Annotated in this window: 26 protein-coding genes; 8 read left to right on the plus strand and 18 right to left on the minus strand. The window is 56.3% G+C overall.

Going from position 1 to position 25,973, the window contains the following annotated elements; all coding sequences use genetic code 11:
- Positions 1–4: 4 nt before the first annotated feature.
- Together HP15_RS13460 and HP15_RS13465 are read right to left on the minus strand one after the other, a co-directional pair.
- Entirely contained in the window at positions 5–514 is a 510-nt protein-coding gene (locus HP15_RS13460; protein WP_014577975.1) for an acyl-CoA thioesterase, read from the minus strand.
- Positions 514–1,437, minus strand: coding sequence for a malate dehydrogenase (locus tag HP15_RS13465; protein ID WP_014577976.1), 924 nt, complete (start codon positions 1,435–1,437; stop codon positions 514–516). The genes HP15_RS13460 and HP15_RS13465 overlap by 1 nt, the downstream gene beginning before the upstream one ends.
- A 112-nt stretch (positions 1,438–1,549) precedes the next feature.
- Here HP15_RS13465 and HP15_RS13470 point away from each other — a divergent pair, with 112 nt between their 5' ends.
- Complete coding sequence (locus HP15_RS13470; RefSeq protein WP_014577977.1) at positions 1,550–2,431, plus strand: hypothetical protein; 882 nt, start codon at positions 1,550–1,552, stop codon at positions 2,429–2,431.
- A complete protein-coding gene (locus HP15_RS13475) occupies positions 2,422–2,703 on the plus strand; it encodes a hypothetical protein (RefSeq protein ID WP_169702163.1) in 282 nt (93 codons plus the stop codon). The genes HP15_RS13470 and HP15_RS13475 overlap by 10 nt, the downstream gene beginning before the upstream one ends.
- Positions 2,704–2,732: 29 nt before the next feature.
- Here HP15_RS13475 and HP15_RS22915 read toward each other — a convergent pair whose 3' ends face one another.
- The 4 genes from HP15_RS22915 to HP15_RS13490 form a co-directional block, all read right to left on the minus strand.
- Positions 2,733–3,290, minus strand: coding sequence for an MFS transporter (locus HP15_RS22915; RefSeq protein WP_264642460.1), 558 nt, complete (start codon positions 3,288–3,290; stop codon positions 2,733–2,735).
- On the minus strand, positions 3,173–3,916 hold the full coding sequence (locus tag HP15_RS22920; protein WP_264641706.1) for a YbfB/YjiJ family MFS transporter: 744 nt from the start codon (positions 3,914–3,916) through the stop codon (positions 3,173–3,175). Before HP15_RS22920 ends, HP15_RS22915 begins: the two co-directional genes overlap by 118 nt.
- 30 nt (positions 3,917–3,946) lie before the next feature.
- Positions 3,947–4,513 carry an elongation factor P-like protein EfpL gene (gene efpL / locus HP15_RS13485; RefSeq protein WP_014577980.1) on the minus strand — a complete coding sequence of 189 codons (567 nt, stop codon included), beginning with the start codon at positions 4,511–4,513 and terminating at the stop codon, positions 3,947–3,949.
- A 76-nt stretch (positions 4,514–4,589) separates the two neighbouring features.
- The gene (locus HP15_RS13490) at positions 4,590–5,624 is read right to left on the minus strand and encodes a threonine aldolase family protein (protein ID WP_227499777.1); all 1,035 of its coding nucleotides are present in this window, start codon (positions 5,622–5,624) and stop codon (positions 4,590–4,592) included.
- Between the two features lie 158 nt (positions 5,625–5,782).
- Here HP15_RS13490 and HP15_RS13495 point away from each other — a divergent pair, with 158 nt between their 5' ends.
- Entirely contained in the window at positions 5,783–7,984 is a 2,202-nt protein-coding gene (locus HP15_RS13495; RefSeq protein ID WP_014577982.1) for a LemA family protein, read from the plus strand.
- Position 7,985: 1 nt separating this feature from the next.
- Here HP15_RS13495 and HP15_RS13500 read toward each other — a convergent pair whose 3' ends face one another.
- Both HP15_RS13500 and HP15_RS13505 read right to left on the minus strand, forming a co-directional pair.
- A complete protein-coding gene (locus HP15_RS13500) occupies positions 7,986–8,684 on the minus strand; it encodes a crotonase/enoyl-CoA hydratase family protein (protein WP_014577983.1) in 699 nt (232 codons plus the stop codon).
- Positions 8,685–8,903: 219 nt separating this feature from the next.
- Entirely contained in the window at positions 8,904–9,788 is an 885-nt protein-coding gene (locus tag HP15_RS13505) for a LysR family transcriptional regulator (protein WP_041645460.1), read from the minus strand.
- A 100-nt stretch (positions 9,789–9,888) separates the two neighbouring features.
- On the opposite strand from HP15_RS13505, the gene HP15_RS13510 reads away from it, so the two are divergent.
- A complete protein-coding gene (locus HP15_RS13510) occupies positions 9,889–11,061 on the plus strand; it encodes an MFS transporter (protein WP_014577985.1) in 1,173 nt (390 codons plus the stop codon).
- 58 nt (positions 11,062–11,119) lie between these two features.
- Here the strand turns inward: HP15_RS13510 and HP15_RS13515 are convergent, their stop codons facing one another.
- The 4 genes from HP15_RS13515 to trxC all read right to left on the minus strand — a co-directional run bounded on the left by HP15_RS13515 (position 11,120) and on the right by trxC (position 14,354).
- Positions 11,120–11,695, minus strand: coding sequence for a protein tyrosine phosphatase-like domain-containing protein (locus tag HP15_RS13515; RefSeq protein ID WP_041645462.1), 576 nt, complete (start codon positions 11,693–11,695; stop codon positions 11,120–11,122).
- A gap of 89 nt (positions 11,696–11,784) precedes the next feature.
- The gene (rsgA, locus tag HP15_RS13520) at positions 11,785–12,834 is read right to left on the minus strand and encodes a ribosome small subunit-dependent GTPase A (protein WP_014577987.1); all 1,050 of its coding nucleotides are present in this window, start codon (positions 12,832–12,834) and stop codon (positions 11,785–11,787) included.
- 105 nt (positions 12,835–12,939) lie between these two features.
- A complete protein-coding gene (locus HP15_RS13525; RefSeq protein ID WP_041645463.1) occupies positions 12,940–13,656 on the minus strand; it encodes a substrate-binding periplasmic protein in 717 nt (238 codons plus the stop codon).
- A gap of 257 nt (positions 13,657–13,913) precedes the next feature.
- On the minus strand, positions 13,914–14,354 hold the full coding sequence (gene trxC, locus HP15_RS13530) for a thioredoxin TrxC (RefSeq protein ID WP_041645465.1): 441 nt from the start codon (positions 14,352–14,354) through the stop codon (positions 13,914–13,916).
- Positions 14,355–14,428: 74 nt separating this feature from the next.
- Between trxC and HP15_RS13535 the strand changes: the two genes are divergently transcribed.
- Entirely contained in the window at positions 14,429–15,232 is an 804-nt protein-coding gene (locus HP15_RS13535; protein WP_041646306.1) for an SDR family oxidoreductase, read from the plus strand.
- A 9-nt stretch (positions 15,233–15,241) separates the two neighbouring features.
- Here the strand turns inward: HP15_RS13535 and HP15_RS13540 are convergent, their stop codons facing one another.
- A complete protein-coding gene (locus tag HP15_RS13540; RefSeq protein ID WP_014577991.1) occupies positions 15,242–15,625 on the minus strand; it encodes a DUF2750 domain-containing protein in 384 nt (127 codons plus the stop codon).
- 47 nt (positions 15,626–15,672) lie between these two features.
- Positions 15,673–16,482, minus strand: a complete 810-nt coding sequence (locus tag HP15_RS13545) for a type II CAAX endopeptidase family protein (protein ID WP_014577992.1) — start codon at positions 16,480–16,482, stop codon at positions 15,673–15,675.
- Positions 16,483–16,781: 299 nt separating this feature from the next.
- Between HP15_RS13545 and HP15_RS13550 the strand changes: the two genes are divergently transcribed.
- A complete protein-coding gene (locus tag HP15_RS13550; protein ID WP_014577994.1) occupies positions 16,782–17,738 on the plus strand; it encodes a DUF2860 domain-containing protein in 957 nt (318 codons plus the stop codon).
- A 27-nt stretch (positions 17,739–17,765) separates the two neighbouring features.
- Here the strand turns inward: HP15_RS13550 and HP15_RS13555 are convergent, their stop codons facing one another.
- From HP15_RS13555 to HP15_RS13565, 3 genes are all read right to left on the minus strand, one after another.
- Positions 17,766–18,563 carry an SDR family oxidoreductase gene (locus HP15_RS13555; RefSeq protein ID WP_014577995.1) on the minus strand — a complete coding sequence of 266 codons (798 nt, stop codon included), beginning with the start codon at positions 18,561–18,563 and terminating at the stop codon, positions 17,766–17,768.
- 19 nt (positions 18,564–18,582) lie between these two features.
- Positions 18,583–19,632 (minus strand): mechanosensitive ion channel family protein, encoded by a 1,050-nt coding sequence (locus HP15_RS13560; RefSeq protein ID WP_014577996.1) that lies wholly within the window; start codon positions 19,630–19,632, stop codon positions 18,583–18,585.
- Between the two features lie 74 nt (positions 19,633–19,706).
- A complete protein-coding gene (locus tag HP15_RS13565; protein WP_041645468.1) occupies positions 19,707–21,263 on the minus strand; it encodes a BCCT family transporter in 1,557 nt (518 codons plus the stop codon).
- Between the two features lie 138 nt (positions 21,264–21,401).
- Between HP15_RS13565 and HP15_RS13570 the strand changes: the two genes are divergently transcribed.
- On the plus strand, positions 21,402–22,595 hold the full coding sequence (locus tag HP15_RS13570; RefSeq protein ID WP_014577998.1) for a multidrug effflux MFS transporter: 1,194 nt from the start codon (positions 21,402–21,404) through the stop codon (positions 22,593–22,595).
- Positions 22,596–22,702: 107 nt separating this feature from the next.
- On the plus strand, positions 22,703–24,856 hold the full coding sequence (gene ovoA, locus HP15_RS13575; RefSeq protein ID WP_041645470.1) for a 5-histidylcysteine sulfoxide synthase: 2,154 nt from the start codon (positions 22,703–22,705) through the stop codon (positions 24,854–24,856).
- On the opposite strand, the gene HP15_RS13580 is transcribed toward ovoA, so the two are convergent.
- Positions 24,831–25,940: an ADP-ribosylglycohydrolase family protein gene (locus tag HP15_RS13580; protein WP_041645472.1), complete on the minus strand. Its 1,110-nt coding sequence runs from the start codon at positions 25,938–25,940 to the stop codon at positions 24,831–24,833. The genes ovoA and HP15_RS13580 overlap by 26 nt on opposite strands.
- Between the last annotated feature and the right edge of the window lie 33 nt (positions 25,941–25,973).

The following is a 25,973-nucleotide window of genomic DNA, read 5'->3' on the forward strand; positions in this document are numbered from 1 at the left end:
ACGGTCAGTCAGGTGATTTGCCGTCAGCGGAAGAGAGCTGCTTTCTGGTTGCCAGGCGCCCCTCCCGACGGATCTGTGCGTTTTTGAATCGGCGCCGCTGCTCCTCCGTCTCCGGAACCACATCCGGTACCTCCACAGGGCTGTCATGCTCGTCCAGCGCAACAAAGGTGAAGAAGGCCGAGAGAATATGCCGGGTATCGCCGGTATAGCTGTTCTCCGCCTCTACCCTGGCCCCGATCTCCATGGACGAGCCCCAACTGCGGTTCAGCGACAGGCTGAACAACAGCGTATCATTTCCCTTCGCCGGCGCCCTGAAATGGATTGAATCCACGGCAGCCGTCACACAGACATGGGCAGAATGTCGTTCTGCCACAACCAACGCTAACCGGTCGCATTTGGCCATGATCATCCCGCCGAACACCGTGTCGTGGGAGTTCATGTCGTTCGGAAATACCTTGTAAACGTGCTTCTCAATTGCAGATGCTGAGACGGGCTTTGAAGGCTTGTCAGCCATTAATGATCCTCTTTTTCCGGTGCCGATGAAGCAATTACCTCTCTGACGACATTCGCACTGTGCAAAAACGCCGCCTGCTCCTTTTCATCCAACCGCGGATGCAGGACTCGCTCAATGCCATTACGGCCAACAACCGCAGGCAGGCTCAGGCAAACATCATCCACGCCGAGAAAGCCGTCAACGCGAAGACTGACCGGTAGCGTGTGCTTCGAATCATTTGCAATGCATTCAATGATCTCTGCCGCCGCCAGGGCAACGGCATAATTGGTACAGCCCTTGTGCTTCAGAACCTCAAAACCCGCACGGGACGCTCTCTCGAACAAAGCATACCGGCCGGGCGTAGCATCGAGTGTTTCGCCACCAACATCCGCGCAACTCATTGCGGGAAACTGGCTGTCTCCGTGCTCGCCCAGAATGTAGGCGCGAATATCCTCACTGTGGATGCGAAGCTCTTCTGCCAGTAATTGGCGAAACCTGCTCGAATCCACCAATGTGCCGGTTCCGATAACCTGATTCGGACGAAAACCGCCAAACTCCAGAGCATAATGCACCAGAACGTCCACCGGATTCGACACCATCACGATCTTGCAGTCGGGCGACATCCTTGCCAACTCTGGCATCAGCTCCTTCATCAACTGGACATTCCCCTGCGCCAGTTCCAGACGACTGCTCATGTTTTTCGGTGTAGGAACGGATGCGCAGACGGCAATCACATCCGAGCCGGCGGTATCGGAAATCGTACCGGCAGTAACCTGTGCAGGCGTATTTACAAACAACTGACCGTGCCGCAGATCAAGCACATCACCCAGCACGGATTGTTTGCTTCGGCCAACCAGAACCAGTTCATCGATGATGTTTTTCAACGTCAGCACGAAAGCCAGCGTTGACCCGACATTCCCCGTGCCAATGACCGAAACTTTCATACCCCTTTTCTCCCACTGTGGAACTGCGCAAAGAACGGACCTGAAATACTGGTTTACCTGAAATCATGTATTAAGATGGCCCCTGACTTACTGACTCAGGGATGATCAAGGTATGGTGAAGCGACATTTCCGCTATTCCGCCAGCATTTTAAAAACAGGCCAGCTACTGGGCGCGCTAGGTGCACTAATGGCCTTCATGCTGGGCAGCCTCCTCCTGCTGGAACTGCCAAACCTCAGCGAAATGAACCCGGCACAGATCTACAGGGATGATCGTGGCAACGTCCACTTCGAATTACAGATACTGGCTATCGTTTCGCTGATCGGCGCGCTGGTTGCGGCAGCCAACCGCAAAGTGAAAGTGACCCTGGACAGCGAGACCCTGAGCATCAAAATCCCCAAACTGACCGGGCTTGGGTTGATGGGACTGACCACAGGCGAGCATAGAATCCCGCTGCACACCATACGGAAGATCGAGCTTACGCCGGTGACGGGATTCCGGAATATGGCCCAGGCTATTCAGCAATCGCGGCTCAGTCTCGTTACTGACAGTAAAACCTACCTGCTTCAACCCTACAACTTTTTGAGGGTCGGCGGCCCCGATCATAGGATGGGCCTTGCGGGAGCTTTCGGAAAACCGAAGGCAAGGGTCGAAACCATGATCAGCGAAGCGCCCCTCGTGAGAGCACTGTCGGAAGCGGCAATTGAAGCACATGTTACCTCGACGCCTGTCGACCGCACCGGCCCTCTCGCCAAACACTTCAATCTGCTCAAGCACCGGGGCATGGTGGTTCAACTATCGTTACTGGCCGGCCTGGGCCTCTATGCACTGACCGACTACCTGTTGCTCACCAATTACCTGATTCTCGGAGATTTGCCCATGTGGCCATTTGTCTCGGTGTGGCTGCTTGCCAGCGCGATGGGAATCAGGCTTGGCCGAGGCGCCCCCGGCGCTGAAAACTGGGGGTTGCCGCCATGCTTTGCATCGTGGCAGTAGCAGCAACTTACCCCGGCATACAACGCTACACCCTGATCGTTTCACCGGAGCCTGCGCCCGTTGCCTACAAGATGACTGAAACGGCTCACTTCGAGCATTCGAGCTACCCTGCGATCGATCAGCGAAGCAGCAACATTGAGGAATACTGGCAGAGCCTGGAACCAGGAACGGACGTCGTTTTCCCAGTTCACAAACCGGCATTGGGCTTCGCTCTGGTTGACATGTCCCCTGTTTACGAAAAGAGCCGTGCATTTTACCGGGCCAGGAAATAACGGGATTCCCGCAGGCACTGCAGCGAAACTCAAGGGGAAAGAGCAGGTTCGGCCTCTCTTTCCTTCGCCCGTCTTGCCAGGTGAAGCATCAAAACCCCCAACGCCATCACCACCAGGGTCAGCCAGAGACCGTTGGTATAGTTACCTTCGACATCGGCCAGATAGCCGACCACGGCGGGTGCCATCATCTGTGCAATGCCATAGCTGAAAGTCAGCCTGCTCATGGGCCGCGAGGGATTCTCCGGGAAAGCCCGCCCCACCATCGCCAGCATCATGCTGACGATACCGATGAAGCTGACACCATAGATCACCGAGCTGACCATCACACTGGCCAGGCTGGTATTTACAATCAGCATCAGGATGCTGACGGAGTTCAGAGTGTAGGCCAGGTATAGCGCCAGCCACTGCCCCCACCGACGGGAGAACACATCCCACAACCAGCAGGCCGGGGTAGCGGAAAGGCCAGCAATCAGCCAGACCAGCCAGCCCTGCCCCTGAAGCTCGGGCATGGATTCAGCAATAGCCACCAGAAAGGTAGCCGTGACCACATAGCCAACGCCGGCGCAGAAGTACGCCAGTTGCAGGATACGTATGAATCGACTGCGCTCGTCGCCACCAGCGGTTGTCCCCGTTTTGGCAAGGCACAGGCGCGGTAATCGGGCATCCAGCGCCAGGCGGGGATCAGCAACGCCAGGGCCACCAGACCATAGATCACCCATTGCTGGTCCCAGGTAAACGGATCCTTGATCAGTTCCGCGGTAACAGCGGTCAGAACAATCCCGAGCCCGATGCCGGAAAAGAAAACGCCAAGCTCGGACTTCTGGTTGTTCTTGATCAACCAGCTCATCAGCAGACCCGCGCCAAGCAACATGCCCGCTGAGGTGCTCAGCCCTGAGATGAAACGCAGGATGAACCAGAGCCAAACGTTGGTGGTGTACCCCATGAGAACCGTCGAAACCACAGCGACCACCAGCCCGAGCTGGTAAAGCCTGACCTTGAGACCTAGATCGCTGATGCGGGTAATCAGCACTGCACCAGTCAGATAGCCGGCGTAGTTAACCGTCGCCAGCATGCCGACAACGGATTTGCTCAGCCCCAGTGCAGCCACCATCTCCGGGATCATGGGCGTGTAGGAAAACCGGGCAATCCCCACCATGACCACAACAGCAATCACGCTGGCGACCAGCACCTTTATCGTTTCTATTGGCTTCACAGGGTTTCCTTACTTCGGAACGGCTTCAGATCAGGCGCGACCCAGGAACTTGCGCTCCTCCACGTTGATGCGAATGCGATCGCCGGTGGAGATGTGCTCGGGAACCTGAACAACCAATCCCGTGGCAAAACGGGCGGGCTTGGTTCGGGCCGTCGCAGAGCCACCCTTCACAGACGGGTCCGTCTCCTCGATTACCAGCTCAACCGTGGGCGGAAGAGCCAGCGAAACCGGCGAATCTTTCAACAGGATGACCATGACGCCCTGAGTATCTTCGGAAATGAACAGCAGCTCGTCGGCAATGGCCTCGCGGTTCAGGCTGTACTGGGTGAAATCCTCGGTATCCATGAACACGTATTCATCGCCATCGGCGTAAGAAAAGGTGGCTTCACGGCGAGTGAGATCGGCCAGGTTAAGCATGTCCGAATCCTTGAAGGTCTCGTCCAGCTTCTGACCAGTCACCACATCGTACATACGCATGCGGTAGAGACTGCCGCCGGCCCGGCCCTGGGGCACTGAACGCTCGATGTCCTTTACAAAATACACCCGACCATCGTATTCAACGGCGGAGTTCTTTTTGATTTCACTGGCTCTGGGCATGTCTTCTGTTTCCGTAAAATAATTGGGGTTTTGGGGCTGCTGATATATCACGACTTCGCCCCGGAATCGATAGCTCTTAGCTTACTAGAGCTCTCACATCAGATAGAAAGCGGTCAACCTGTTCATTGGTCGTTGCCCAGGAACACATCAGGCGGGCACTGCCTCCAATAAAGTTGTAGAAGCGCCAGCCTTTGGCCCGCAGTGCTGCCTGCAACGGCTCCGGCATCTCCACGAAAACACCGTTGACCTGTCTCGGGTACCTTAGCTGGATACCGGGAAGGCCTTCCAGCCCCGCGGCAAGACGCTGGGCGCAGGCGTTGGCGTGGCGGGCGTTCTGCAACCACACATCGCCTTCGAGAAGCCCGCACCAGGGTGCAGAAATATAGCGCATCTTGGAGGCCAGCTGACCAGCCTGCTTACAACGCCACTCAAAGTCCTCCGCCAGAGACCGGTTGAAGAACACCACCGCCTCGCCGAGCGCCAGGCCGTTCTTGGTACCGGAAAAGCATAAGACATCGACACCGGCCTTCCAGGTAATCTCCGCTGGATGCACATCCAGCGCAGCCACCGCATTGGCGAAGCGGGCACCGTCCATATGAATATTGAGCTTGTGGCGATCGGCGACCGACCGGATAACCTTCAGCTCCTCCGGTGTATAGACCGTGCCAACCTCTGTGGCCTGGGTCAGGCTGAGCGCCTTGGGCTTTGGGTAGTGAATATCGGTTCGTTTGGTTACCAGATGCTCGATACTCTCCGGTGTCAGCTTGCCGTTCTCGCCCTGCCCCAAGAGCAGCTTGGCACCATTGGAGGCATACTCCGGGCCGCCGCACTCGTCCGTTTCTATGTGGGCCAGCTCGTGGCAGATCACGCTGTGAAACGACTGACCGATGGACGCCAGAGCCAGCGAGTTGGCAGCGGTGCCGTTGAACACGAAGTAAACGTCGCAGTCGGTATCGAACAGCGTTCTAAGACCATCCGCTGCTTTTTGCGTCCAGCTGTCCTCGCCATAGGCCGGCTCATCCATCCGGTTGGCCGCTTCCATGGCTTTCCAGGCCTGTGGGCAAACACCGCTGTAGTTGTCGCTGGCAAACTGTTCGGACTGGGACACAATCGCTCCTGAAAACTGAAAGGAAAGCCTTTAACGTTATAGGAACCGCCAGCCGTTGCCAACTTGCCAATCACCCGGTTGCCACCGGATCGGCGGAATGGCGAAGCCCGATACTTTATACTCGTGCCCCTGGAAGCCATCATCATAAGGACCCTCTTGCCATGAGGCGTTTCAATATCGCCAGCATTCCCGGCCGGATTATTACCGCCATTATTGCAGTCGCCTGCCTGGCCGGCAGCTATTACGCAATGACAACAGGTCTCGGCAAGCTCACCGAGGCCCGGCAACTGGAACGACTCCCGGATACGCCCGTCGGGGCCCTGACCACCGGGCCTTATGTGATCGCGGGAGAAATCACGGATCAGCTGGGAACTCTGGAAACGCCCTATTCCAAAACCGAAGCGGTCTACTACCGGTACAAACTGGAAGAGGAGTATCGCGACTCCGACGGTGATCTGCGTATCCGCACGCTGGATTCTGGAGCTCGGGGTCGCAATTTCCTGCTCAGGGACCAGACCGGCTCCGTCACTGTGGCAGCGGGCGGCAATCCTGACGCAGCGGAATGGATACTGGACCGAACCTATCGCCAACAGTCCGGCCGGCGAATCTATTCTGAGTGGGCGCTGGTTCCCGGCCACACAGCTCGGGTGATCGGCCAATACAGCAGCGAAAGCACATCGCTTAACTTTGCTGGCCTCGAGGACTTCAGCCTGCCAGCCATGGTATCCAGGAACACCCTGGCCGCGGACAGTGGCGACCGGTTCTTCGAAGCTGCCATCCGCATTTCCATAGCAACGGGTCTGCTGGCCCTGGGCATCGCCCTGATACTTCCCCTTATCAGGATTCACCGGTTCTGGGTTTATGTGTTGGTGATGACTTTTGCGGTCTCTGGAACACTTTCGGTACTGGGCATCAACAAACTCCGGCAGGAATGGTCTGCCATCGCCAACTTGTATGAGGCCCGCTATCAAAAAATCGAGGAAACAAGCGCCCGCTCACTGGTGCTAGCCGACGTCGCTGCTTTACAGCAACTGATCCGCCAGAGCACCAGTGGCTGGCTGGACCGTTGGATGTTCCGGAGCGTGGTCCAGAATCGCCTGCCAGTCCCCGAGCTTGACGAGCAGACCGCCAGTATTGCCCGATCCATTGTGGCCAGCCAGCCTGTTGGCCGATACCAGCATGCCTGGACCAGCCGAGGACTTGCAGTGGCAAGCATTATTGCCGCCCTGCTGCTGTTGTGGCTATCCATCCGCACCGTCAAGTTCAAGCGCCTGATCGAAGCGGTGCCCACCAGCAGCACCCGGGGACTCAGTTTTGGTCTATCGGAGCTCAAGGCGATGGTGGATGTCGATGATGAGCACCCTCCTCTCCGGGATCCACTGAAAAACGAGAAATGCGTGGCCTTCGATTACAAGGTGGAGGAAAAGCGTGGCTCCGGAAAAAACGAGAAATGGCGAGTCATTGAGCATCGGGAAGAACGAGCGCCTTTCTGGCTGGAGGACAGCGAGGGAAAGGTTCTGGTCCAGCCAGACGGTGCGAAGATCGAATATCCTCAGTACCATTCAGAGCGCCAGGGCGACAGGCGTTACACCGTTCGATTCCTCGATACCTTCGTGAACGTTTACTGCCTGGGCTTTGCCGGCCTGGATCGCGATCAGCCGGACCGGCTCACCATCCAGAAGGACGAAGCCTCACCCTTCCTGATCAGCGGTAATGAAGAGGAAGACATTGTGCTGGACCGAGGGGCGCGGGGTTTCGCGGGCATCGCCCTGACACTCGGATTGTTCCTGTTCTCCACCACCGCACTGTTTGCTGCAGACGGTGGTTTCAGCCCGGACAACCTGATTCTGTCGGCTCTTACGGTACCGATCATCTTGCTCATCTACACCGGAATACTGCACTACAACGACATTGTGTTCCTGAAAAACCGCGTGGATCGGGCAGCCGCCAATATCGACACCATTCTCCAGCAACGCCATGAGCTCTGGCCCAACCTGGAGAAAGTCGTCAAGGCGTCTCTGGCCCATGAAAAGCAACTGCTGAAGGCCATTGCCCAGTTACGCAGCGCAGACCCTGTCGAAATGAGCTCGAACGGGCAGGCAGACAAGTTGATGCAGTTTGAAAAGAAGGTAACAAATGCGCTTCAGGCCCGAATCGAGGGATACCCGGACCTGAAGAACAATGAGGTGATTCAGAAATTCATGTCGATCATGGCAGAGACGGAAAACTACCTGTCACTGCTGCGAAACAGCTTTACCGAGAGTGCCATGATCTACAACACGCGGATCCAGTCGTTCCCGGACGTGATCCTGGCCAAGCTGTTCCGTTTTCGTGAAGCACCGCAGTTCAGTTCGGAAACCTGAACTAGCCATTCAGGCCAAGGTGCTCGGCGTCCTGCTCGATGCAACGATCCAGCAGCGCCAGATAGTCCGCCTTGGCCTTCACCTTGGTTTCACGATGGGCGCGCATGTTCAGGGTTTTGAAATGGAGCGCCAGTTCGGTAGCCCGCTCAACCAGCTTGTCCTGGGCAACCACCTCATCCAGGAAGCCCGCCTCTACGGCGCCTTCCGGATTGTATATTTCGGCATTCACTACGGAACGGTAGAAGTGAGCCGGCGCCAGCCGATGGCGGGCAATTTCAATCCCGGCATGGTGCATGGTCATGCCGATGGCCACTTCATTCAGGCCCAGTTTGAAGGGCCCCTCAATACCAATACGGTGATCCACTGACAGCAGAATAAACGCGCCCTTGGCAATGGCATGACCGCTACAGGCACCGATAATCGGCAACGGGAACGCCGCCAGACGGCGGGTAAAGGTGGAGCCGGTCTTGACCAGCGCAGCTGCCTCTTTCGGCCCCTTCTGCATTTCTTTCAGGTCATATCCGGCAGAGAACACGCCTGGCTGGCCGGTCAGGATCACAACGGCCTTATCCTGCTCTGCCTGATCCAGCGCGGCATTGAGCCCCTCGAAAACTTCCTGGCTCAGGGCATTGGCCTTGCCATTGCTGATGGCAATCGTCGCAACACCGTCTTTCAAATCATAACTTACCAGATCAGTCACCTGTTCTACCTCTCTACCGGAATTAAAGTGAGCGTTTGTTTACTTCAGTGGGCCTGATTGTGTGTTACGCGGGGCCGAGTTTCAATATCAGATGGTCATGTCGCTATGACAGGACCGGGAATGGACTCAATACATTGGCCGGTACGGTCGCAAAGCGAACATTCGATGGCATGCCCTAGCGAAAGCGATTCCCGTCGACTTTCTCGGCGTAACAGTCCGTCAAAGACTTCGCCAACGGTGAGTAAAGAAATCCAGGAACACTTGAATACGTGACGCCAACGTGGTGTTTCGGTAGTAAACCGCGTTGACCAACTCTCTCGGGTTTGGGCGGGCAACGTAATCATCTAGCATTTCCACCAAGCTTCCCTTCCCGAGATCCTCGGCAATCATGAAACGAGAGAGATAGGCTATGCCGTTGCCTTGCAGGCAAAGTTGGCGAACAGCTTCACCACTACTCGCTCGAATCGTCGGTCTCACCCTCATTCCCTCGCCCAGATGCCAAAAATTCAACGACTCGGGAGCGGTAAAACCAATGATGTCGTGTTCTTGGAGGTCGGCAGGCGAGTCACAATCACCTTTACGTTTCAGATACTCCGGTGATGCAACCACTGACAGTGGGGAACGACCGAGTACCCGGGCGTGCAGAGTTGAGTCATCCAGGGGGCCGATCCGTATTGCAATGTCGATCCGGCGTTCCAGAAGATCCACGATCTGGTCACTGGCCGTCAGTTCGAGCTCAATGTCCGGATAGGCCGCCCTGAATTCCCTCACGTGCGGAACGATCTGATGCAACAGGAACGGATTTGCGGCATCTACCCTTAACCGTCCGGCTGGCCGTTGCTTGCGAATGGCTAGCTGCTCCTCAGCTTCCTCAAGCGCCGCCAAACCACCCCGCACCGTCTCTACAAACAAATGCCCTTCCTCTGTCAGCGCCACCTTACGAGTCGTTCGATTCAAAAGTGTGGTGTTCAAGGACGCCTCTAAACGAGTAACAGCTCGGGAAACCCGAGTCACGGACACCTCCAGCTGCTCCGCCGCGCCACTGAAGCTGCCACTGTCCACCACAGAGAGCAGGAAATGGAGATCGTCCGAACGGCTTTTCATTTTCATTTTCCGCAAAAGTTATTTTCAGAAAGCACTGTTTATCGCAAAAGTATGAAAGACCACACTAGGCAGCGTCAATCAACTCCAATGGAGATACGTTATGCCTATTGCATTATTTGCGCTGACATTAAGCGCCTTTGCAATCGGGACCACCGAATTCGTGATTGTCGGTCTGGTCCCGACCATCGCCCAAGATTTGGGCGTTACCCTGCCTTCAGCCGGCCTCTTGGTCAGCTTGTATGCCCTTGGTGTCGCCGTTGGCGCGCCTGTCCTTACTGCACTAACAGGACGCTGGAATCGGAAGTGGGTTCTGCTGTCCCTTATGAGTCTTTTCATCATCGGTAATGTGCTTGCCTGGATGGCCCCGAATTACGCCTCTCTGATGACCGCTCGAATCCTGACGGGGCTCGCCCACGGTGTGTTCTTCTCGATTGGCTCAACGATTGCGACCAGTCTTGTTTCAAAAGACAAGGAGGCCAGCGCAATAGCCATCATGTTTACCGGTCTGACGGTGGCTCTGGTTACAGGCGTTCCTCTGGGCACGTTTATTGGGCAAACGTTTGGCTGGCGCGCAACCTTCCTGACCGTGGCTGCGCTTGGCGCAATCGCTCTGGTCGGCAGCGCCTTGCTTGTGCCCAAAAACCTGAAGCAATCTGCTCCAGCGACACTGCGCCAACAGCTTGAGGTTATTACACATCCCAGACTGCTGCTCGTGTACGCAATGACCGCAGTCGGCTATGGCGGCACCTTCACGGCATTCACCTACCTCACGCCAATTCTGCAGGATGTCACCGGGTTTGCTTCTGGCGTCGTCAGTATCTTGCTGCTGGTTTATGGCGTGTCCGTAGCAACCGGCAACATCTGGGGAGGCAAGTTGGCAGACCGCCTTGGGCCAACCTCAGCCCTGTACATCATCTTTGGCGGCCTCGCAGCGATCCTGTTTGCGCTCACATTCAGCGCCTACAACCCCATTGCAGCCGTCATCACGTTACTGGTTTGGGGCGCCTTTGCGTTCGGTAATGTGCCTGGGTTGCAGGTCTATGTCGTGCAGTTGGCCGAGCGATTCACCCCACATTCGGTAGACGTAGCATCGGGCTTGAATATCGCGGCCTTCAACATCGGCATCGCAGGTGGCGCGTGGCTTGGCGGCTACGTAGTCGAGGGCATGGGCTTGATGAATACGCCCTGGATCGGCGGCGTCATCGTTCTCAGTGCGCTTCTCCTGACACGGTTTTCCGCCTCGCTGGACAACCGTCAAACAGCAACAGCATAAGATGTGAGAGGCCTCCCGAGAGGGAGGCCCAGGTTCTTCAAACCTGGCGCTAACTCTCTCAGTTTGGAAGATGCTTTTTTCTCTGTCTCAACATGTACATGTAAATCTTGATTGCGGGAATCGAGTAACAGGCCAAGAAAGCCAGGAACAGCCAGACTGGAGACTCTGAGTATCTCAGTAAAATTTTCCAGACAATGATGTTCTCAAGAGACATGCCCAATGGGTAAAGCACAATGAAAGAGTTGTAGCGCAACCAAGCAAGCAGCTTGCTCGCTTTTCTGATGTAGTAGAGATAGCGTATTCCGTCTGCTAACGCCCATACCATTGCCAGGAAAACCGCTATCCAAAGAGGCCCAACGGACATAAACACAAACAAAGCAAAAGTGACTGCCAGCCTTGCGCTTACCTGAGCAACGCTCGCTGCCACTTGTGAGCTAATCCCGCGTTTGATTGCCGATAAGACTTCAGTAATTGCTCCGAACTGGGATAGAGCAACCACATAAATCAGTTGAGTGACAGAGAGGTGGCCCAGGGCAACGGTCAGGCCAACAAACAGAATGGAAACCTGCAAACACAATTGAATGAGGTTGTATTGGGAACTCAATGAATTGTGCCCGACACTTTGTACGCCCACCCTTTTCCCTTCTCGATTGCAGATACTCAGCCTGTAAAAAAGACCTCAGGATAATACATGTCCAAGTCGCATGTGCCGTAGGTGGGTCGTTATCGGTGCTTTCGTTTTATATCTATTCCACTTTTTACGGCTTTCGCGAAAGCTCTTCCTTGCGCACGTTTCTCTGCCAAGGTTGCCGTCGCCAGATTATTCTCACGCTGTAATTTTTTATAGTTAGCCAGCCGGCGAGGGTCGAGTTTATTTTCCTCTATTGCTTGAAGTACGGCGCAACCGGGTTCCGTCTCGTGTTGGCAGTCAGCGAACCGGCATTCCTCTGCCATTTTTGCAATATCCTCAAAAACGGCTCCGATTGACTGATCAATATCCGCTACCCGGAGTTCTCGCATTCCGGGAACATCAACAAGAAGCCCTCCGGACGGCAGAATGTGCAATTCACGATGAGTTGTCGTGTGGCGACCTTTTTTATCGTCCTCGCGAATGTCATTCGTGGCAGTGAGCATTTGCTCTGCCAAGGTATTCACGAGCGTCGACTTACCAACGCCGGAAGAGCCAACAAGTGCCACAGTAGAGTGCTTATCAATCCACGAACGAACGCCATCGAGAGTTGAGGCATCCAGGGTGTTCGCCGTTTCAACAGGTATTCCCGCCTGTGTGTTGCGGGCTCGACGAACGTAGTCGTCCACATCGTCAACGAGGTCGGCTTTTGTAAGAACGATAACGGGCATTGCCCCGGCTTCCGCACACAAGGTGAGATATCGTTCCAGGCGGGATTCCTTAAACTCCTCATTGCAGGAGCTAACGATAAAAAGCACATCAATGTTCGCAGCAATGGGCTGAATCTCATGATTGGTGCCCGCCCCAATGCGCTTGAACAGAGTTTTGCGCTCAAGGACTTGCTCTATCCGCGAAAGTGACTCATCCAGGATTACCCAGTCGCCGACTGTCGGTCTATCAAGAGCTGATGACTGCCGTAAACCAGACGCGATTTCCACCCTCCCCTCACCGGAACCGGTGAAAACCGTATAGTTGGAACGCTGAACTGATGTCACGCGGCCGAGGCGGTGCTGCAGCAGACCGAGGTCGGGCAGTTGTTGGATGAAGAAAGGAACGAGCCCCAAGCTCTCTAAAAGGTCACTCATAGTAATTGTCCTGGATGCGGTTCGATCCCAATGCGGACCCTCCGCTACAACGATTGGCGTACCGCTTCAGTGCCTCGCGTATGGACAAATCCACCGTCAATCTCTTCAACGATCCGGCCGCGGCAATTTGGGTAGCATGGCTTCTACGTCAATCGTGTAGGTAGAGAAAAAAGCTTCCGCCGCTTCAATTAAAGCAGTCTCGTTGTTGAGTATCCCGAGATAGACCGGCCACTCGGCGTCTACCAGTTCCGTGCGGTAAAGCTCCGGATCGACGTCCCCCAGCTGTGCAAGAAACCGGAACTCCGTTTCGTTCATGACAATGTAATCGCAGCGTTTGTGCAGAAACATTTGCAGCATCTGCTCGGCGTTGTACGCGTCATGGCGCACCAGCTGGCTCCCGATCCGCCGCTCGAGCCGATCACTGTAGACAAACCATCTGCGAAGACAAATGCCTCCCTTGAGGTCATTGAAGGAGTCCGGTTGCCGGCCAGGTTGCGCGAAGACGCGATCACGCCAGGTCAACAGTGGCCCTACGGCGTGCATTCGATCCGGCAATGGCATCCATAACGGGTTGGCGAAAACCGCGTTGGCTAGCCCTCGCTCCAGAGCCCAGGGCTGGCGTTTGCGCGCCATCGGGAGGAAATCGGCGGCGACACCGGTCTGAAGGGTGAATTCATTGATCACCTCGACCAGAATGCCCTCGTTGAGGTCGTTGCCGTAATAAAACGGCAGAAAGCCTTCGTCCGACCCCATAATCTTGAGCGTTTGGGAAGAAGCTGGGAGGAGCCAGAATGCCACGATGATAAACAGGACTACTCTCATTCGGTCCTCGGTGGAGTGATCACTCGGATAAAGCGGTCGCTTGCCCGACTATGCCTTGCTCGGTACAGACAGTTTGGCTTGAATTCTGGCCACACGCCAAGAAAAAGTCGACATCGCTGCAACGTCAGCTTTACCCACAAAAACTGTGGATAACTTTGTGGGAACAGCTCGGATAGGTGTCTTCAGCCCTGCAATGGCAGGGCCTCAGCAATTGTGGCGTTTTAATGACCGGCCAGCGAATAAATGGCCTTATCAGGCTAGCGAATACCCTTGGACTGCAGCCACTGACTGATCTGCGCCTGATTCATGGCGCCGCTCTGGCGGGCGACTTCCCGGCCATTCTGAAACAGGATCATGGTAGGGATGCTGCGAATGCCAAACTGGCCGGCCGGGCCCTGGGCCTGTTCGGTATTGAGCTTGGCAAAGCGTACCTTGCCCCGCCAGTCTTTAGCAGCCTGCTCGAACTGGGGCGCCATCATTTTGCAGGGGCCACACCAGCTTGCCCAGAAGTCCACCAATACCGGCACATCACTGCGCCCTGTATGGGCAGCAAAGCTCTGGTCCGTAAGTTCCAGGACCTGATCCGGCCACAATGGCTGTTTGCAGGCACCGCAATTGCCGCCCGCTGACAGTTTATCCACAGGTACGCGATTAACCTTGTGACAGTGGGGACAGACCAGGTGTCGGATGTCAGTCATGATTAATTACCTTCAGGTTGTATACTGAAATAGATGATCTGGGCAGACGAAAAGAAATCAAGCTGGGGTTCAGGATGAAAAGACTCGATGGCAAGACCGCTTTGATCACCGGCGCGGCCCGCGGCATTGGTGAAGCAATCGCCATTCAGTTCGCTGAGCAGGGAGCAACGGTCATCGTATCGGATATTGATGACCAAATGGGACAGGCACTGGTTGATAGCTCAAAACTGGACATGCACTATCTTCACCTGGACGTCAGCGATGAGTCCCAGTGGATAACCTGCGCCAAGTCTATCGAAGATCAGTTCGGTGGGCTGGACATTCTGGTGAACAACGCCGGGATTACCGGTTTCCTGGAAAGTGCAGGACCTCACGATCCGGAGCACCTCGACCTTGCTTCCTGGGAGACAGTCCACGCCACGAACCTGAATGGCGTTGCCCTGGGCTGTAAATATGGAATCAAATTGATGAAGTCCTCCAGGTCCGCAAGCATCGTCAACATTTCCTCCAGATCAGGACTTGTGGGCATTCCAGGGGCGGCGGCCTATGCGTCCAGTAAGGCCGGCGTCCGCAATCACACCAAGTCAGTCGCCTTGCACTGCGCTGAAAAAGGCTATCCGATCCGGTGTAATTCCATCCATCCCGGCGCCATCATGAGCCCCATGTGGGAAGCGATGCTTGGAGAGGGAGAAGCAAGAGAGGCCGCGATAGCCGAGGTAGAGGCTGGCGTTCCAATCGGACGGATGGGAAAACCCGAAGATGTTGCCTATGCGGCCCTTTACCTCGCCTCTGACGAATCAAACTACGTGACCGGCATTGAGCTGAACATCGACGGGGGCATACTGGCCGGAAGCGCCTCTGCTCCGGCCAGACGATAAAAGCCGTCTTCAGAAATCGGACATTACGTCCTGAAGATCCTGCTTGAGCTCTGCAGGTTCGGTGATCCATACCGTTTTATCGAGGCCGGGAAACACGCCCACATCAAGGCCATCCCTTGTTAGGCCTGGAACCCATTTCCGGAAAAAGTCTGGCAGTGAAATACTCCGGGGCGTCAGCTCCTCGCCGCCGTTGGCGTATTCGGCGGCAAATCCCGAAGCCGGCCACACGGGCAGATATTCCACGTCGCCATCGTCCGAGGCGATCTTGAGGAACTGGCTCTCGCCGTTCACCAGAATCCATATTTCCCGCTCTTCGGCCACCTGGCTCAGGAAGTAGTCGTACCGCTCTTCACCATCCATTTCCATTACTTGATTGAGGTCTTCACCGCTCATGTCAGGTACGCCACTCCAGTCGTTTGCTTTTGGGTATTTGCCGGAGACTAACACGTATTTGGCAGAGACTGGCGGCCGCTTTTCCAAAACATGACCAGCAGCGCTGCAAGGGCCAAGTTGCCGAAGAGCATGAAGGGGTACATTTCAGGGGAAATTCGCAACCATTCACCGGTGAAGTTCATCATGGCGTGGAAAATCAGGACCGCCAGAATGCTTCGACCAGTGCGGTTATAAACGAGCACAATCAACAACGTATGGCAGATGATCATCGGCATCCACCAGTAAAGCTCGGGGTGAAACGTGGTGTTGGCGTAATACCCGGGGAAAAAGACGAAGGGTGCGTGCCACAGCGCCCAGACCACCCCGTTCACCAGGCCCCCTACAAGGGGACTGAAGCGCTGTTGCAGGGCCTCCAGATAAAAGCCGCGTAACCCCACTTCTTCCACTGCCGGGAACACAAAGGAAAGAACCAACAAGAACAGCAAGGGCCCGGGATTAACAAACAACTGCCAGTTGGTATCCAGGGGCTCGCCAGCAACGCCCAGAAGCATTGCCAGGCCCGCCATGGCAAGATCGTAAGCAAGCCAGAACAACACGATGATGAGCCACCAGCGGCCGGGGATACGACGCCAGTCCGTCAGGCGCCGCCAAAGGTCTTCCAGTTGCTCTTTTCCACCGTTCGCCGCTGCAAGGCCAAGACCGGCAACGACAGGGCTGGCCCCGCCAATCAAAAACCAGATCAGGTTTGGAAATGCCCAAACCGAGGAATCCGAGAGCAGCACCGGTATCCAGAGGATATACGCCCAACCCAGGTAAACCAGAGGAAAGGCCACCAACGGTTGCTTTTTCAATAGCACTACCCCCGTCTCCACTTAACTGCGTATTATCACTGTGTGTTGGAACCGGCCTACCCCGCATTCGGCCACAAACGGGACGCCAGTGAATGCCTTCAGAAGATCACACCACACAACCCGATTCCATTCCCTTTCGCTCGTTAAACCTGTTTCTGTTGCTGAGTTTCGACATTGCTCGGTGGGAGCCCTGGCTGCAGTCATCGTCTGGCTGAACCGCGAAACAATGTTTACACGTAAATACTGCATCATTGAGGTCGTACCCCAGAAAACCGCGCCCAATCCACCATAATCGGAGCTTCCGAATGAAAAAGCACCTTGCCCTCCCGGCTCTGTTCATCGCGATGCCTGTCTTCGCGCAACCGGCGCCTCCTCAAAAGGGGTTCAGCGGTGAAGTCTCGCTGAATGCAGGGATCATCTCTTCCACGTCCAACTTTAACGTCGATGGCAACCGAACCATCAGTTCCCTCGAGAACAAGGCAGACAGCGAGTCAGAGGGCCTGATCGCGCCCCTTGGCAACATTGCCTACACCTTCGGCGATGGACTGAATCAGCAGATTTACTTTGGTACCACCAGGGAAGATATTGCGGTCGGCACCCTGGCCGTGCAACTCGGGTATAAATACAGTCTCAGCTCGGGAACCGTGGTGGATGTTTCCTTTTTGCCCACGGTGATTTCGGGAGAAACCTGGCAAAATCCTTATCAGCTCAACACGCCGAGGAAAGAAACAGACGTCTCAGGCAACGCCTACCGTCTGCAACTTAACAGCATCTCCGGCTCCGGCTTTAGCCTGGATCTCGCCTTTGCAACAACGGATGTCGAAGATGATCTGACGGCGGGTACAGACCTGGCCCGGGATGCAGACAGTTACTACACGAAAGGTAGCTACCGCTTTACCGTCTCGCCGACCAGCTTTGTCTCACCCTCTGTTGTTTACATCCAGCACGATGCCGATGGCAGTGCCAGCAGCTTCGACGCCTATGGAGCCGAAGTCAGCTGGTTCAATATTCTGGACCGGCACAGACTGGTTTTGACCGCAGGATTCACAAGACGGGATTACGACAGCGCCAGCACCCTGTTCAACAGGACGCGTTCGGATGATGAGTTCAGTCTGTTCGCAGCCTACGAGTACCCACAGTTCATGGGCTGGAAGGATTGGTCGTTTATTTCGTTTGCAGGCTACGGCGACACCCAGTCCAACCTGACCTTCTACGATGAATCCTCGTATCTGCTTGCAGTGGGGCTGAACTACAAGTTCTGATCAGCCCCGGCTTTAATCGGCTGAACCCTAGGATCGAGCCCTCGCCATACGGAACAGGGCCTCTGGCGAGATTCGCTTGATCCAGAGGGCAGCCATTTCCTTGCCCTTACCCACCGGGATTTCGCGCTTCTTTGCCTCGAGACCTTTGAACACCACCTCGGCGCACTCGGTCACGTCCATGCCGCCAGCAATGTCCTCATCTTCCTTGCCGTAGGCTGAGCCGTCACCGGCAAGGGCATTGCGGGAAATATCCGTGCGAATGAAACCGGGGGTGATGGTCGAGACGCTCACGCCCTGGCCTTCAACCTCGGCCCGTAACGCATCGAAGAATCCCATAACGGCATGCTTCGCGGCACAATAGCCGGTACGCATGGGGGCGCCGACTTTACCGGCGACGCTGGAGGTCACGGCGAGGTGGCCGGAGCCACGCTCGAGCATATGGGGAAGCACCGCTTTGGTCAGGGCAATCTGACCCATGACATCCACATCCATCAGTTTCTGGTAGACCGACATGTCTGTGTCCTTGCACAGGGACCGTTGCGAAACGCCGGCGTTGTTCACCAGCAGATCGATGGTACCGAACTGAGCCAGGACCGCCTCAACCTTGCCCGGAAGTGAATCCCAGTCGGTAACGTCCAGTGGGAGTACCAGTACCTGCCCGGTTCCTGTCCCGGCGGCAGCCCGGCAACGTTCGGCAACACGCTCCAACTCATCTTCCCGACGAGCGGAAAGCACCAGACGGTCGCCATTCTTTGCAAACTGCAAGGCAAGTGCTTCACCGATGCCAGAGGAAGCACCGGTTATCCAGACGGTTTTGGCAGACATGCAGGGTCCTCGAGAAATCTCAGTTTTCCACCATCCGGGCCCGAAGCCTGGGTAGCTGAGCCGGGTAGTGTTCCTGAATGAAGGTTACCATGCCCTCCCGGACCGCACATCTCAGGTCCCAGTTCTTGCTGGAGTTGGCGGCGCTCATCAAAAAACGCACCTGGATGGCCTGATCACTGGAATCGGTCACCTGCACTGAGGAAAATTCGCCATCCCAGAGCCCCGATTCATTGAGCAGACGAGTGAATTCCTGCCGGAGCGGTTCAACCGGCATGGTGTAGTCGACCCAGATAAACACTGTTCCCAGCAGCTCTGCGGTATTCCTGGACCAGTTCTGGAACGGATTCTCGATAAACCATTGCAGTGGCACTACGAGGCGGCGCAGATCCCAGACCCGTAAGACCACATAGGTGGCTGTTACTTCTTCCACCCAGCACCACTCACCCTGCACATACAGCACGTCGTCTATACGGAAGGGTTGGGTCAGGGCAATCTGCATGCCGGCCAGCAGGTTGCTCAACACAGGACGGGCCGCGAAACCGAGAATCAGGCCACCGACACCCGCGGAGGCGAGAAGGCTGGCGCCCATGTGCTGAACCGATTCAAAGGTCATCAGGGCAGCGCCAAGACCGATGATCACGATGAGGATGTTAAGTGCGCGGACCAGGAATCGGGTCTGGGTTTCGACCTTGCGGGCTCGCTTCCACTGCCCTTCCAGCACCGGATTGAGCGCAACAATGACTTCGCCAATAGCCGAAGTCAGTCTGACTGCCGCCCATGTGATGGCAAGGATGAGCAGCAGGGTGGCGACCTGCTGAATGGCTGAGATCAGGGGCAGATCCGCTGGCGCGGCGGCCAGGGAACCGACCAGGGTAAGCAGGCAGAAAACGACACCCAAAGCCCGGGCAGCGGCATCCAGGAACAGCCGGATGACCGTTCTGGACTCTGAGAAATGCCGGAACACAGCGAGGGCCAGACGGTAAACGATGTAAGTAACCGCAACCGCAAGAATCGCCGAAGACCCCGGCCACAACCAAGCCGTGAAACCGGCTTCAAACGATTCCAGCATCAGCCCTCCAGGAGCTTTCGATCATAGGAGTCCGCGAGGAAGTACGTCCCTGTCCCGCTGTGTTCCATAAAAGCCTAGACCAGCCCTTGCTCACGCGCCATTGCCAAGGCCGCTTTCGGCCCGGTCCAGAGCGAGGGAAGGATGATCAGTGAAACCGGAATCGCCGTCAGCACAATAAACTGCTGGAGCACGCCGATCTGGCCCGCCCCCATGTACAGAAGAATCGCTGCCATCAATGCCATGGCACCCCCCCAGAAGACACGGATCCACGGGTTCGGTTCGTCATGGCCTGCCCCGACCATGGCAATGGAATAGCTCATGGAGTCGCCGGTGGTGGCCACGAAAATGGTTGTCAGCAAAAGAATCGCAGCCGCCATCCAGGTGCCGCCGGGCAGGGCCTGCGCCACGGTCAGTGTGGCCACATCAAAGCGGAAGTTGTTCAGTGCTTCGGTCAGGTCGAAGGTACCGGCAAGCTGGTGATAAATGCCGGAACCACCGAGCAGTGTGAACCAGATGGTGGTCGCGATGGGCGCCAGAACGGCAACCGCCAGAACCATTTCCCGAACCGTCCGGCCCCGGGAAATTCTGGCGACGAAGACCGCCATCAACGGCGTGTAACCAATGAACCAGGCAAAGAAGAACACCGTCCACCATTTCATCCACCAGGCAGGGGCAGTTTCAGCGGTCATGGTTGCCATGGCAAAGAACGAGGTCACGTATTCGCCCATCGACTGGGTGTAGGTATTGGCCAGGAACAGCGTTGGCCCGAAGACAAAGATAACCCCGGCAATGACGAGCGCCAGAATCACGTTGAAACGGCTCAGCAACTGAATGCCCTTGTGCAGTCCGGTCATGGCAGAGGTCATGTAGACGCCGGCCAGCACCACCAATACGGTCAACTGGGTGCCATATCCATCCGGTACGCCAAACAGCTCATGCAATCCAAAACTCATCTGAGTGGCCAGAAATCCGATGGGGCCAACCGTCCCTGCTACCACGGCAATCACACAGAAGGCATCGATAACACCGCCAAGGCGCCCTTGAATGACCTTCTCACCAAACACCGGGTATAACAGGGTTCTCGGCTGCAGGGGTTTGCCCTGGCCGTAATGGGCACGGGTCAGAACCAGCGCTGTAAGGGAGCCCAACACGGCCCAGGCCAGGAAACCCCAGTGCGTGAACGACTGGGCCATTGCAGGAGCAACGGCCGAGGCTGAGCCAGCTTCGGTATCAAAGGCCGGCGGTGTGACAACGAAGTGGTAAACCGGTTCCCCGGCCGCGAAAAACACTCCGCCCCCGGCCAGCAGGGTGCACATAATCATCGACAACCAGCGAAACCGACCAATCTCCGGCCGATCCAGTCCGCCGATTCTGGCAGTGCCGGCCCGGCTCAGGGCTGTTCCCATAGCGATGAAAAACGTGAGTAGCAGCAGCACCTGGAAAAAAGAGCCCAGATAGGTTGCAGTCCACGCAAACCCGGCTCCGATCAGGTCGGCCACGTATCCGCTGTCGACGATCGAGGCACCCACGAACAGAAGTATGAAGCCGATCGTGAGCACGAGAACAACGGGATCACTGTCTGCAAGCGGCCCGCTTCGGGCTCGCGGGAGAGATTGGGATTGAGCGGTCATAAGGTCTGCCTCCGGAAGAAAAAGCCGCGCAGGCTACAGGAAGTGAATGGATCATGCACGGGGATTTCTGAAAATACGCATGGTCTGATGAAATATGCCACCGTATTGTTAGGATTCTACCTTTCAAGGAGATCAGTCTTGTCGCATCTGCACCTGGCCATCCTGCTGGGCATGACCGTGGCGCTCGGGCCATTGGCACTTGATGCCTACCTGCCCGCTTTCCCGGACATTGCCGACGGTTTGGGCGTTGATCACGGGCACGTGGGGCTCACGCTCAGCGCCTATGTCACCACCCTGGGGCTTGCCCAGCTGGTGGGCGGCCCCCTGTCTGACCGATACGGTCGCAAACCGGTGCTTTTCGGTGGATTGCTGATTTTTATGGCAGGTGCAGTCATGGTATCGCTGGCTGACACTCTGTCCGACATGGTGTTCTGGCGGATCGCGCAGGGCATTGGTGGCGCTTTCTGTGCGGTGTCGGTTCCTGCGATTGTTCGCGACGAAGTCAGTGGACAGGACGCTGCCCGGCTGTTCGGGCTCATTGGCCTGATCATGTTCATAGCGCCCGCTGCGGCGCCGTCGCTGGGTTCACTGATGCTTGCACTGGGTGAGTGGCACTGGATATTCCTGATGCTGGCCGGCTATGCCGCGTTTCTTGTGCTAACTCTCCAACTGGCGCTTTTCCCAAGGCTTCAACCGCGCACACCGACAACCACGCCCATTCGCTCCCTGGTGACCAATTACCTGCTGGTGCTCAAACACAAAACCACCATGCGTTTTATCGGCATTCAGGTTCTGTGTTTCAGCACTATGCTCCTGTTCATCACCCACTCCTCATTTATCTATCAGGAATGGTACGGGCTCTCCAACAGCACCTTCGCCCTTCTGTTCGCCGCCAACATTGCGTTCATGGCTGCCCTGAATCTGACTAATCGTCCGCTGCTGAGGCGATTTTCCTCGGTGCAGTTGGTGCGTGCCCAGGTTATTGCACAATGCCTGGCTCTTGTGGCTCTGGTTGCCAGCGTGCAGTTCCAGGGGCCCCTCTGGCTGGTGGCAGGGTGCATCATCGTTGCCATCGGCTGCCAGGGCGGCATCGTGCCCAATAACATGGCCAACGCCATGGAGTTCTTTCCGAATCTCAGCGGCACTGCGGCGGCTCTTCTGGGCGCATCGCAGTTCACCATTGCCGGGGCAGTCAGCACCCTATCCTCTGTCTCTGGAGGCCAGACACTCCTGAGCATCGCAGTTTCAATGCTTGCCTGTTCATCGGGTGCCGTTCTTCTTGCACTGGGCGCGCCCCGAGCGGTAGCTTTGGCCAAAGAATCCGGCTTGTAACAATTTCGGCAAAGGAATCGTCTGAACAGTTTTAGGGGGAAATTGAACCATCCCCCACCCACAAGACGTATTGCTGTTAGCAAACACAACAAAGGACGTGTCCATAAATGACAATGCCAATACCGGAAGTGCAGTCCCCCAGCCGAGCCCTCAAACCCGGAGTCGGCCTGCTTAGAACGCCGGATCTGAGTGTTGGGTCTGTGGAGGACAAACGCGCCGAAATTGCTTCCTACTTCACCAACACCTTTGATACCTACACGCGCCTCTTCGACTGCCTCGCCGGTGATTCGGGCTATTTCCAGAAATCGATTCCTCTGAGACACCCCCTCATTTTTTACCTCGGCCACACCGCAACTTTTTTCGTCAATAAACTGGTGCTGGCCAAACTCCTTCCAGAGCGCATCGACCCTCACATGGAGTCGATTTTCGCGGTGGGCGTTGATGAGATGAGCTGGGACGATCTGGACGAAGATCATTACGACTGGCCCACCGTTGCCGAGGTGCTGGATTACCGCGCTAAAGTTCGCGCAACTGTTCTGGACCTGATTGAAACACTCCCGCTCAGCCTGCCGATCAACTGGGAGAATCCCTGGTGGCCGATCGTTATGGGTGTTGAGCACGAACGCATCCACCTTGAGACCTCGTCCGTGCTGATCCGCCAGCACGACCTCTCAAAGGTGCGGCCGCAGCCAGAATGGGCACCGATTCGCGAGACCGGCGAAGCACCGGAAAACGAACTGTTCACCGTACCGGCTGGCACAGTTTCCATCGGCAAATCCTACGACGACGCCTTCTACGGCTGGGACAATGAGTACGGCGAACACGAGGCCCAGGTTGATGAGTTCAGGGCCAGTCAGTATCTCGTCAGCAACCAGGAATTCCTGGAGTTTGTTGAAGCCGGTGGTTACCAGGAGGATCGATTCTGGAGTGAGGAGGGTTGTGCCTGGCGGCAATTTGCCATGGCGAAGCATCCGACTTTCTGGCGCTGGCAGAACGGTTGGCATCTGCGCCTTATGACTGAAGAGGTCGAGATGCCCTGGGACTGGCCCGTCGAGGTGAACTACCACGAGGCCAAAGCCTTTTGTGAGTGGAAACGGGAGCAAACCGGCCAGCCAATCCGCCTGCCAACCGAGGACGAGTGGTACCGCCTGTGCGCCGAGGCCGGCATCGAAGAAGTGGGCCATGATCCCGCAAAGGCCAACCTGCATCTCGACCATGGAGCATCTTCTTGCCCGGTTACCCGGTTCCGGCATGGTCAGTGGTTCGACGTTGTTGGCAACGTCTGGCAATGGACGGAAACACCGACCTATCCGTTCGATAATTTCAAGGTTCATCCGCTGTACGACGATTTCACAACGCCGACGTTCGACGGGCAACACAACCTGATCAAGGGCGGTTCCTGGATTTCCTGCGGCAACGAAGCCCGAATGTCGGCTCGTTATGCGTTCCGCAGGCACTTCTTCCAGCATGCCGGCTTCCGCTACATCGCCTCCGAAAACGAGGCCGTGCAACCGAACGCCTACTATGAAAGCGACCGGTTGCTGACTGAATACGCGGAATTCCACTTCGGTGACACCTGGTTTGGTGTTGAGAACTTCCCCAAAGCCCTGGCGGATCTTGCCCTGGATGCGATGACGGGCAAGCCAACCGGAAAAGCCCTGGATCTGGGCTGTGCCTGCGGTCGGTCCAGTTTTGAATTGGCAAGGCGCTTTGACGAGGTGGAAGGTGTCGATTTCTCGGCCAACTTTATCAGGCTGGGCGTGGAGATGGCCGAGCAGGGCTCCATTCGCTATGCGCTGGCAGAGGAAGGTGAACTGGTCAGCTATCACACCCGGACACTCAAAGAGCTGGGTCTTGAGGAATGCTCAGATCGGGTAAGCTTCTACCAGGGCGATGCCTGTAACCTGAAACCGCAGTACTCGGGCTACGACCTTGTTCTGGCGGCCAACCTCATTGATCGCCTTTACCGCCCAAGGCGCTTCCTGGACAGCATTCACGAGCGCATTAACGACGGTGGCCTGTTGGTTATTGCCTCTCCCTACACCTGGCTGGAAGAACATACGCCCAAAGAAGAGTGGATTGGCGGTTTCAAGAAGGATGGTGAGAATCACACCACGCTGGATGGCCTGAAAGAACACCTCTCACAGCATTTCCGGTTAGTCAGTGAGCCGAAAAAGGTGCCTTTCGTTATCCGCGAAACCCAACACAAGTTCCAGCATACCCTGTCTGAAGTGACTATCTGGGAGCGCTTGCCGCGCTGATCAGCGCGGTGATCTCCTCACTGATCGCCTCGTGGGCCACCAACTGATCGAACCAGTTGGTGGCCACTTGACCAGTCGTCAGCCCCAACAGCGCCCCCAGCACGATGCCTCTGTGAACGTTATCGCCACCGAGGTTGGTGTTCATGCGAAGCGCCAGCCACGGATCGTTCCGGTACTTGTAGGCCAGGTAAAGAACGACCGGCCAGGAGTCTGAGATATAACACGCTGGCGAATACATCCGGCCCACGACCTGGTTGTCGGGCAGGTTCCGCTTGACCAATCCGGCGACATCCAGCCCGCCAGCACCCTTGCCAGCCTCTGAAAGCAGCGCCTTGATACCCTCGTCATCGGGACCTTCGAGCAGACCACAGAGCAGTTTCACGTAGCGGTCGCATACCCTCATCAAGCTCTCATCCGGATGGGTCAGCGCAAGATGGTCCCGACAATGGGCCTGAATACCGGTTACGTCCCTGCCACGGAGTCGCTCTGCAAACACCAGTGCAGCAATCGTCACCAGGCCACCGATAGACGGCGTATCGTGGGTAACCATGGCACACTGCTGCGCCGGTAAACCCTTCGCATAATTGGCGAAAAACCCTCGGTGGTAGGATTCAGCATAGGTATCCGGATGCGCCGGTGGATCGGCGGTCATAAAGCCGATGTACGCCGAAAGAAACGCCTGAGAACTGTATTCACCTTTCCCGTCCGCCAGGCAACGCATGAGCACGCGGCTGCAATGGGCATTCAGGGTGTTCTCTCCCGCACCCATGCCATGATGATAATGAACGTTCGGCACATTCCAGAACTGGTCGCGGCCCTTGAGGATAACCTCGCCCACAATTTGCGGCTCCGCCTCAGCATTATGACCATAACGGCGACCACCACGGCGGGTAGAGTGCAAAGACATGATCGACGAAGGATGGAACTCCGGTGCGGCCTCGAATTTCTGGACTCCGCCGGGAAAAGCCTTTTCAATGTCCATGGGGTTGTAATACCAGTGGACGGGCATGGCGAGGGCATCAGCAACGAACTGTGTTTTCAGTGCGTTCGTGACTCGAGAATTACGCACCGGATCAATGCTCACAATCACACCTCCTGAAACAACGGGATCACCCCG

Source organism: Marinobacter adhaerens HP15 (assembly GCF_000166295.1).
Classification (GTDB): Bacteria; Pseudomonadota; Gammaproteobacteria; order Pseudomonadales; family Oleiphilaceae; genus Marinobacter; species Marinobacter adhaerens.

Excerpts from the sequence above, each read along its gene's own strand:
- HP15_RS13460 (WP_014577975.1), bottom strand. The coding sequence starts at position 514 with ATGGCTGACAAGCCTTCAAAGCCCGTCTCAGCATCTGCAATTGAGAAG.
- HP15_RS13465 (WP_014577976.1), bottom strand. The coding sequence starts at position 1,437 with ATGAAAGTTTCGGTCATTGGCACGGGGAATGTCGGGTCAACGCTGGCT.
- HP15_RS13470 (WP_014577977.1), top strand. The coding sequence starts at position 1,550 with ATGGTGAAGCGACATTTCCGCTATTCCGCCAGCATTTTAAAAACAGGC.
- efpL (WP_014577980.1), bottom strand. The coding sequence starts at position 4,513 with ATGCCCAGAGCCAGTGAAATCAAAAAGAACTCCGCCGTTGAATACGAT.
- HP15_RS13495 (WP_014577982.1), top strand. The coding sequence starts at position 5,783 with ATGAGGCGTTTCAATATCGCCAGCATTCCCGGCCGGATTATTACCGCC.
- HP15_RS13505 (WP_041645460.1), bottom strand. The coding sequence starts at position 9,788 with ATGAAAAGCCGTTCGGACGATCTCCATTTCCTGCTCTCTGTGGTGGAC.
- HP15_RS13510 (WP_014577985.1), top strand. The coding sequence starts at position 9,889 with ATGCCTATTGCATTATTTGCGCTGACATTAAGCGCCTTTGCAATCGGG.
- rsgA (WP_014577987.1), bottom strand. The coding sequence starts at position 12,834 with ATGAGTGACCTTTTAGAGAGCTTGGGGCTCGTTCCTTTCTTCATCCAA.
- HP15_RS13525 (WP_041645463.1), bottom strand. The coding sequence starts at position 13,656 with ATGAGAGTAGTCCTGTTTATCATCGTGGCATTCTGGCTCCTCCCAGCT.
- trxC (WP_041645465.1), bottom strand. The coding sequence starts at position 14,354 with ATGACTGACATCCGACACCTGGTCTGTCCCCACTGTCACAAGGTTAAT.
- HP15_RS13535 (WP_041646306.1), top strand. The coding sequence starts at position 14,429 with ATGAAAAGACTCGATGGCAAGACCGCTTTGATCACCGGCGCGGCCCGC.
- HP15_RS13540 (WP_014577991.1), bottom strand. The coding sequence starts at position 15,625 with ATGAGCGGTGAAGACCTCAATCAAGTAATGGAAATGGATGGTGAAGAG.
- HP15_RS13550 (WP_014577994.1), top strand. The coding sequence starts at position 16,782 with ATGAAAAAGCACCTTGCCCTCCCGGCTCTGTTCATCGCGATGCCTGTC.
- HP15_RS13555 (WP_014577995.1), bottom strand. The coding sequence starts at position 18,563 with ATGTCTGCCAAAACCGTCTGGATAACCGGTGCTTCCTCTGGCATCGGT.
- HP15_RS13560 (WP_014577996.1), bottom strand. The coding sequence starts at position 19,632 with ATGCTGGAATCGTTTGAAGCCGGTTTCACGGCTTGGTTGTGGCCGGGG.
- HP15_RS13565 (WP_041645468.1), bottom strand. The coding sequence starts at position 21,263 with ATGACCGCTCAATCCCAATCTCTCCCGCGAGCCCGAAGCGGGCCGCTT.
- ovoA (WP_041645470.1), top strand. The coding sequence starts at position 22,703 with ATGACAATGCCAATACCGGAAGTGCAGTCCCCCAGCCGAGCCCTCAAA.